Annotated in this window: 9 protein-coding genes; 6 read left to right on the forward strand and 3 right to left on the reverse strand. The window is 62.4% G+C overall.

All coding sequences use genetic code 11. The features are described from left to right. Positions 1-34: 34 nt before the first annotated feature. Genes Q8O35_RS02230 through Q8O35_RS02240 form a run of 3 tightly spaced genes read right to left on the reverse strand, consistent with a single transcriptional unit; the run spans position 35 to position 1,571 of the window. Positions 35-526, reverse strand: a complete 492-nt coding sequence (locus Q8O35_RS02230) for a phosphatidylglycerophosphatase A (protein ID WP_305570120.1) — start codon at positions 524-526, stop codon at positions 35-37. Further along, positions 523-960, reverse strand: coding sequence for a response regulator transcription factor (locus Q8O35_RS02235; RefSeq protein WP_305570122.1), 438 nt, complete (start codon positions 958-960; stop codon positions 523-525). The genes Q8O35_RS02230 and Q8O35_RS02235 overlap by 4 nt, the downstream gene beginning before the upstream one ends. A gap of 5 nt (positions 961-965) precedes the next feature. Then, complete coding sequence (locus tag Q8O35_RS02240) at positions 966-1,571, reverse strand: D-sedoheptulose 7-phosphate isomerase (RefSeq protein WP_305570124.1); 606 nt, start codon at positions 1,569-1,571, stop codon at positions 966-968. A 227-nt stretch (positions 1,572-1,798) separates the two neighbouring features. Between Q8O35_RS02240 and Q8O35_RS02245 the strand changes: the two genes are divergently transcribed. The 6 genes from Q8O35_RS02245 (at position 1,799) to Q8O35_RS02270 (ending at position 7,968) form a co-directional block, all read left to right on the forward strand. Further along, positions 1,799-2,983: an ABC transporter substrate-binding protein gene (locus tag Q8O35_RS02245; RefSeq protein WP_305570126.1), complete on the forward strand. Its 1,185-nt coding sequence runs from the start codon at positions 1,799-1,801 to the stop codon at positions 2,981-2,983. 150 nt (positions 2,984-3,133) lie between these two features. Then, on the forward strand, positions 3,134-4,060 hold the full coding sequence (locus tag Q8O35_RS02250; protein WP_305570128.1) for a branched-chain amino acid ABC transporter permease: 927 nt from the start codon (positions 3,134-3,136) through the stop codon (positions 4,058-4,060). A gap of 13 nt (positions 4,061-4,073) precedes the next feature. Then, positions 4,074-5,087: a branched-chain amino acid ABC transporter permease gene (locus tag Q8O35_RS02255; RefSeq protein ID WP_305570130.1), complete on the forward strand. Its 1,014-nt coding sequence runs from the start codon at positions 4,074-4,076 to the stop codon at positions 5,085-5,087. Between the two features lie 15 nt (positions 5,088-5,102). Beyond that, positions 5,103-5,870, forward strand: a complete 768-nt coding sequence (locus Q8O35_RS02260; RefSeq protein WP_305570133.1) for an ABC transporter ATP-binding protein — start codon at positions 5,103-5,105, stop codon at positions 5,868-5,870. Continuing rightward, complete coding sequence (locus Q8O35_RS02265; protein ID WP_305570135.1) at positions 5,867-6,601, forward strand: ABC transporter ATP-binding protein; 735 nt, start codon at positions 5,867-5,869, stop codon at positions 6,599-6,601. The genes Q8O35_RS02260 and Q8O35_RS02265 overlap by 4 nt, the downstream gene beginning before the upstream one ends. Positions 6,602-6,780: 179 nt before the next feature. Then, positions 6,781-7,968: a histidine kinase gene (locus Q8O35_RS02270; protein ID WP_305570137.1), complete on the forward strand. Its 1,188-nt coding sequence runs from the start codon at positions 6,781-6,783 to the stop codon at positions 7,966-7,968. Positions 7,969-8,245 lie beyond the last annotated feature (277 nt).

The raw sequence follows: 8,245 nt of genomic DNA on the forward strand, positions 1-8,245 counted from the left end.
ACGGCCAAGCGCAAGCAAAAGAGGTTGGGGAAACTCAGACGAACAGTCGGATGAGGGCGTAGCTGGCGGCGGCGAACACCCCTGCCAGCAGGTCGTCGAGCATGACGCCGAGGCCGCCGGGCACTCTGCGCTCAACGACGCGGATTGGCCAGGGCTTCAGGATGTCGAACAGGCGGAACAGGGCGAAGAGCGCCAGAAGCTCCAGGGGCATGGTTTGGGTCCAGCCCGCAAGATGAAAGGGCAGAAACGCCGTCCACTGGCCCAGCAGTTCGTCAACCACGATGCAGCCGGGGTCCTTGCGGTCAAGAACCTTCTCCGCGCGCGCGGCGGCCCAGGCTCCCGCTCCAAGCACGGCGCACAGCGCGGCGAGTCGCGCAGGCATGGGCAAGGGGATGAAGCACCAGGGCGCAGCGGCCAGCGCCGCTGCCGAGCCCCAGGTGCCGGGCGCCTTGGGCAGGCGGCCCACCGGGCCAAGGGTGGCGATGAACACGGCGATGCTGTCGGTTATGGTCGGATGGTGCTTCACGGCGTGGTCAGCCTCTGCTGCGCCCGCTCCTGGTGGGGTATGATGCCCAGTTTCGAGAGTTCGTCGATGAGCTGCCCTGCACGGAAGGGCTTGGTCAGATACGAGGCGGCCTGTCCGTGGATGAAGGCGCGCGCGGCTGTCTGGTCGTCATCGAGCACCGTGGTGATGATGACGTGGGCGCGCGCGGCCTGCGGCACGTCGAAGTCGTCCTCGGCGGCGCGCAGCATCTCCAGGGTCTTGAGCCCGTCGATGCCCGGCAGCATGATGTCCAGAAAGACGACGCCGAAGGGGTTTTCGGCGGTGAGGCCGCGCCTGTGTTCGTGCAGACCTGCCTCGCCGGTGCCCACGGCCGTGCAGTGGCCGTGCGGCTTCAGGGCCAGGAGAAGGAACTCCCGGTTCACCTGTTCGTCCTCGATGATGAGAACCCTGAGCACCGGCGCTACCCCTGGCCAAGCTCCATGACGGCCTCGAAGAGGAAGTGGTCCACCACGTGGCACAGCATGTGTCCGGCGGCGATGTGAACTTCCTGGATCACTGCGGTGTCCTTGCTGGGCACGCTGATCAAATGGTCGCACAGCGGCTCCATCTCGCCGGTAGTCGATCCGCACATGCCGATGGTGACCAGCCCGCGGTTCTTGGCCTCGCGCAGGCCGGCGATGACGTTGCGGCTGGTGCCGGAGGTGCTGATGCCGATGAGTATGTCGCCGGCAAGGCCCAGGGCCTGGATCTGTTTCACGAACACCAGATCAAAGCCGTAATCGTTGCCGATGGCGGTAAGGATCGAGCTGTCGGTGGTGAGGGCCATGGCTGGAAGGGGCGGCCGCTCAAGCCGGAAGCGGTTGACGAACTCGGCGGCCAGGTGCTGGCTGTCGGCGGCGCTTCCGCCATTGCCGCAGAACAATATCTTGCCCCCTTCGGTGAGGGTGAGGGCCATGACGCGTGCTATGTCCACGAGGTTCTGGGCGTTTTCCTCAAAGAAGGCTTCGCGGGTGCGCAAGCCCTCGCGGGCGTGTTCCAATACTTTTCTGACTGCTTTTTCTGACATGAATGCTCCGTGGTATCGCAAGATATTTCGCCAAGCAGAGGGTGAAATACACGAATTCTTTTTGGCAGGCAACGCGGTGCGTAGTGTGGGGCAGGAGAATAATCTTCTGCGTGTGGGTAGACGCCCCGCGTTTGGGAAAAAATCCTTTGAACTCCATTTCCGTTTGGGTTACATAGGCAAATACGAATTGGGTTGCACGGATTTTACAAATTTCGGAGGAGGAACGGATGAAAAAGATGACCATCAAGGTTATGATGGCTGTTTTGGCCCTCGCCCTGGGCTCTTTTGCGCTCATGGGGTGCGGCAAGGACAGCGACACTATCAAAGTTGGCTTCAACCTGGAACTGACCGGCGACATCCCGAAGGTGGGCGAAGCCTCCAAGTTCGCAGCCGAAATGCTGAAGGAAGAAATCAATTCCCAGGGCGGCCTGGAAGTGGGCGGCAAGAAGTACAAGCTTGAGTTCGTCTACCAGGACAACGAAGCCAAAGCTGAAAGCGCCGTCAACGCCGCGCTGAAGCTCATCAACCAGGACAAGGTCATCGCCATCGTCGGCCCCAACTCCTCCAAGCAGGCCATTCCGGCTGGCGCCACCTGCAACGACTCGCAGGTGCCCATGGTGACTCCGTGGTCCACCAACCCGGACACCACCAAGGACCGCCCCTGGGTGTTCCGCGCCTGCTTCCTGGATCCCTTCCAGGGTCCCGTGGCCGTCAACTTCGCCTCCAAGCAGTTCGGCGCCAAGACCGCAGCCGTCATTTTCGACATCGCCAACGACTACTCCAAGGGCCTTGCCGAGATCTTCAAGAAGGAATGGGAGAAGAAGAGCGGCCCCGGCACCGTGGTCGGCTTCGAGTCCCACGGCACCAAGGACCAGGACTTTTCCGCACAGCTGACCAAGATCATCGCCGCCAAGCCTGACTTCATCTTTATCCCCGACAACTACAATCAGGTGGCCCTCATCGTGAAGCAGGCCCACGACCTCGGCTACAAGGGCCCCTTCATGGGCTCCGACGCCTGGGGCTCTGCTGAGCTCATGACCCTGTGCGGCAAGGACTGCGTCGGTCAGTTCTTCAGCACCCACTACGCCGCCGCTGGTGCTCAGGGCGCCACCAAGGAATTCATCGACCGCTACACCACCAAGTACAAGTATGTGCCGGACGACGTTGCCGCCCTGACCTGGGACGCCACCCGCCTGGTGCTGCAGGCCATTCAGGCCGTCGGCAAGGTCGAGAAGGACATCAAGGCCGAGCGCAAGCTCGTCCGCGACGCCCTGGCTGGCATCAAGGAATTCGCTGGCATCACCGGCAACATGAAGTTCGCCGGCACCGGCGACCCCAACAAGTGCGCCGTGGTTGTCCAGATCAGCCCCGAGGGCAAGTTCGAGTTCAAGGAAACCGTCTGCCCCGAGTAGACGAAACGGCATTGTGCGCGGCGGGGGCCGGTTTGGTCCCCGCCCGCTTCGTTTTGCGCAACGGACCTTCCGCCTCACACCCACCGTCGGGACGGCGGACCAGATAGCAGCCTGCGCGCAACCTACACTCTCAAAGCCAAGGTGCCCCCGGTGGAAATTTTTCAGCATATCCTGAACGCGTTGCAGTTCGGCAGTTTTTATGCCCTTATCGCTCTGGGCTATACCCTGGTCTACGGTGTGCTCCGGCTCATCAATTTCGCTCACGGCGACATCTTCATGGTGGGCGCGTACATCGCCTACTTCGTCGCCGTGACGCTTCTGGGCATCGGCGGTCTGCACCTGGGCATGGACATGCATCCTGCGCTGGCGCTGGCCATCACCGTGCCCGCCACCATGATCCTCACTGCCCTGGTGGGCGTGGCTTTGGAGCGCACCATGTACCGGCCTCTGCGCCGCAAGGGCGCGAACCGGCTCTACGTGGTCATCACCGCCCTTATGGCCGGCCTGATGCTGGAGAACGGCAATCTGGCCCTGCTTGGCGCCAGCCGCAAGCGCTTTCCGGACCTGCTGGAAAAGGTGGTGTGGGACTTGGGCGGCGGCGTGTCGGTGACCAACTTGAAGGTCATCGTCATCGTGGCGGCCATCGCGGTGTTTCTCCTGCTGCAGTTCATCGTCACGCGCACCAAGATCGGCATGGCCATGCGCGGCATCTCTTATGACAAATTTGCCATTCCGCTCATGGGCATTCCGCTGGACACCATTATCGTGTTCACCTTCATCCTGGGCTCCAGCATGGCCGGGCTCGCTGGAATCCTCTTCGCCATGAGCTATCCCATCCTCGAGCCTTACATGGGCGCGCTCATTGGCTGGAAGGCCTTCATCGCCGCTGTTGTGGGCGGCATCGGCGACATCCGTGGCGCTATCGTGGGCGGCTTCCTGCTCGGCTTCATTGAAATCGGCGTTGTTGCCGTGTTCCCCAGCACTCTGCGCGACCTCTTCGCCTTCTCAGTGCTCCTGATCATCCTCTGGCTCAGACCCACGGGCATTTTCGGCGTGGCTCAGACCACGAAGATCTAGGCAGGGCGCGCGCATGCAGAAACATACCGTCACAATCGGCGTTTTCGCCCTCATCGCCCTCATCGCGGTGCTGGCCCAGTTCAATGTGCTCGACGCCTACTACGTGTCCGTGCTCATGTTCATGGGCGTGAACATCATCCTCGCCACCAGCCTGAACCTGGTCAACGGATACATGGGCGAGTTCTCCTGCGGACACGGCGGGTTCATGTGCGTGGGGGCTTACGTGTCTTCCCTGTGCACTGTGCTCATGTTCAGCAAAAACGCAATTCTGGGCGCGCCGCTCCTGCCGCCGTCCATGACCTTCATCGGCTTCCCCCTGGCCCTGCTCGTGGGGTCCTTCGCCGCCGCCATCGCGGGGCTGGTGGTGGCCATACCGTCCTTCAAGACGCGCGGCGACTACCTGGCCATCATCACCCTGGCGGCCAACTACATCGTCATCTCGGCCATCAACAACATGGAGATCATCGGCGGGCCCAGAGGCTTCATGGGTATGAGCGCGACGGAAGTGGGCATGAAGTCCGTGCTCGACATCCCCTGGGTGCTGATCTTCACCATGCTTGGCACCTTGGGCTCGGTTTGGCTGTTGCGGCGCTTCGTGTCCTCCACCCTGGGCAAGGGCGTTTCCGCCATCAGCCAGGACGAGATTGCGGCTGAGATCATGAGCGTGGACACCAACCGCATGAAGCTCATCGCCTTCATGCTGTCCTCGGGCCTTGCGGGATTGGCCGGCGGCCTTTACGCCCACATCCTGGGCTACGTGAACCCGCAGAGCTTCGACATCATGCGCTCAACCGAGATCATGGTCATGGTCTACCTGGGCGGCATGGGTTCGCTTTCGGGCGCGGCCTTGGCTGCGGTGCTGTTTACTGTGCTCATGGAGGCCTTGCGCTTCCTCGATGTGTGGAAATGGGTCGTCATCCCCTTGCTTCTGATTCTGCTGATGCAGTTCAGGCCCGAGGGGCTCATGGGCAACAAGGAGCTTGCCGACCTGTTCCCGAAACTGCGCAAGTTCTATTCGTTTAAATAGAGAGCCGGAGAGAGCATGTCGCTTCTTGAGATCAACGGACTCACCCGTCGCTTCGGCGGCCTCATCGCGGTGAACGACTTCAATATCGACCTGGGCGAGCACGAACTGGTGGCCCTCATCGGTCCCAACGGCGCTGGCAAAACAACCGTATTCAACCTCATCTCCGGTTTTTACCAGCCGAGCGAGGGCAGCATCAAGCTTAAGGGCAAGGACACCAAGGGGCTTAGGCCCCATCAGGTGACGGCCCTCGGCGTTGCGCGCACCTTTCAGGGCATCCGCCTTTGGGGCGAGATGCACGTGCTGGACAACATCCGCATCGCCCAGCACTACCGCCTGGGCTACAGCCTTTTGGACTGCTTCCTGCGCACCAAAAACTACGTGCACCGCGAGAAGGCCATCGACGCCATCGCCTGGGAGTTGCTTGAGGCCATGGACCTGAAGGATGTGGCCTATGAGCTGCCGCGCAACCTTCCGTACGGCGTGCAGCGGAGGGTGGAGATCGCCCGCGCAATGAGTGTGAAGCCTTCCCTGCTGCTGCTCGACGAGCCCGCCGCCGGTCTTAACTCCTCCGATGTGGAGGGGCTCATCAAACTGGTGCGCTGGATTTACGACAACTTCCCCGTGACCATTTGGATGATTGAGCACCAGATGAAGGTGGTCATGAGCCTCTGCACGCGCATCAAGGTCATCGACTTCGGAACAACCATCGCCGATGGCAGCCCGGACGAGATCCAGAAAAATCACGCGGTCATCAAAGCCTACCTCGGAGACGATACGATTTGAAAACGCTCCTGGAAGTCAAAAACCTCAAGGTTCGTTACGGCAACATCGAGGCCCTGCACGGCATCTCCTTCGACGTGAAAGAGGGCGAAATCGTGACGCTCATCGGCGCCAACGGTGCTGGCAAGTCCACGACGCTTCTGTCCATCTGCCGCCTGCCGCCCCCGGAAGCGCCACGCGTCGTTGAGGGAGACATCCTCTTTAACGGCCAGAGCCTCCTGAACGTTCCTCCGCACAAGATCGTGTCCGACCTGGACATGGCCCTTGTGCCGGAAGGTCGGCGCATCTTCGGCAACCTGACCGTTGAGGAGAATCTCAAGCTTGCCACCTACGCCCGCAAAGACGGCCACGAAGCCGCCGTGCGCGACTATGAGCGCGTGTACGCCCTGTTCCCCCGCCTGGCCGAGCGCCGCAAGCAGCGCAGCGAGTCCCTTTCCGGCGGCGAGCAGCAGATGCTGGCCCTGGGCCGCGCCATCATGAGCAAGTGCAGTTTCTTGATGCTGGACGAGCCCAGCATGGGCCTGGCCCCGCTGTTGATGTACGACATGTTCCGCACCCTGAAGGAGCTGAACCGCGAGGGCCTGACCATCCTCTTGATTGAGCAGAACGCCAACCTTGCCCTGCGCTTCGCCCACCGCGGCTACGTGCTCGACACCGGCGAGATCGTGGCCCATGGCACCAGCGAGCAGCTTCTGGCCGATCCTGAAGTCAAGAAGGCCTACCTGGGCGGGTAGGGCACACGCCAATCAGATAACGCAAAAGGGGCGGACCGCACGTGCGGTCCGTCCCTTTTGCGTTGAGAATGTTCCTTTGCGGACAAGGCTTGCCAAACCCACGGCGCGGGGTATAGTTGCTCCGGCTTGCGTGTCATGCCGCCAGCGCGCCCCCCGCAAAGTCTACCCAAGAGAGCTTCATGCCCAGCCGCCCACGTTCTCAGGTCTGCACCGTGCCGCCCCGGCCCATTCGCCAGGAGCTGCTGGCCGTAATGGCGGCGGCCCCGGCCCCTGTGCGGCGCGCCATGTGCGACCTCCTGCGCTCCATCCGGGCCGGAATGGAGGCCGCAGGCAAGACGCCGACCTTTGTGGACGGGCACGCCAAGGTGTATGATTGGCGTTCGCTTCTGCCCATGCTGAGCGATGTGCGCGTCAAGCTGGACCAGCCCGTGGCCGCGCGCCTGCGCCGACGCGGCAAGGCCAAACAGGCCCTGGCAGAAATGGAGCAGCAATTCGCCACCATGCGCCGTTCCCATGAGGACCTCTCCCTCACCGTGCAGATCATCTACGCGCTGATCAACGTAGGCGGGGAGTTTCAGACCTCCGAGGAAGTGCTGGAGCAGAGCGCCGAGGTGCTCATCGAATTTCTGGAAGCCGACCTGTTCGTGTGCCGCCTGCGCGACACCTGCGGCGAGTGGATCAACGTGGCCGCCAACACCGCCCATGGCACAAGCACGCCCATTCTCGTGCGCGCCATGGAGGAGAGCATCCCCGGCCACCCGGTGATGCAGGCCGTTGCGGAAAAGCAGTGGAGCTACGTGCTCTCGAACAACCTCATGAGCTCCGAGCGCGGCGGCGACTCCTATGACTGCGTGGCCTACCAGGAGGGCTACCGTTCCCGCCTGGCCTTCATCCTGCGAGGGCACGATACCCGGCCCTTCGGGCTCATCATGCTCTATTCGCGGTCCGTGGACTTCTTCAGCCACTATGACCACAGCTTCCTGTCCGACTGCTCGCGCATCGTGTCCCTCACCGTGGGCTCGCGCCTTGAAGTGGGTCGCGACGCCCTGTCCAAGGCCGCTGGCGGCATGGCGCACGTGGGCAACAATGCGCTGTCGGTCATCAAGAACTGCCTGGAGCTGGTGAAGGAGGACATGGAGGCCGTGGTTCACACCGGCGCCCGCCAGGCCCTGCGCGAACTGGGCACGGGCTTCGACCTAGCGCGCGAGATCGAACTCATCGGTTGCGCTTTGGGCGGAGCCGAGCGCCTGCGCGGGGCCATTGCCCTGCTGCTTTCCGCCGTGGATAACCCGCGCATCATGCATTACATCCGCGGCGAGGAGGTGCTGGATCTCGACCCCAACACCTGCTTCGGGCCTATCGAGTGAGGGAATAGCCTCCGGCAGGGGTTAAGGGGCGGCGCACCTTGATTTCCCTCAACACCTGTCAACCTGCCAATTTCATCCTTTCCCTGTCCAAATCCTTTCCCGTTTTGTCCGGCCTCGAAACCCCGTGCTATGCTTGCGCAATTTGCGCCGGGCAGCGTGCCGGGTGCGGGCGGGCTGGAATGCAGGGCTCTGCCCCTGCACCCCGCCAGGGGGTATGCACCCCCTGGACCCGCAAAGGGAAAACTATGCTGGCAGCGGCGATGGCCTACCCTCCGCC

Source organism: Humidesulfovibrio sp. (genome assembly GCF_030689645.1).
Lineage (GTDB): Bacteria > Desulfobacterota > Desulfovibrionia > Desulfovibrionales > Desulfovibrionaceae > Humidesulfovibrio.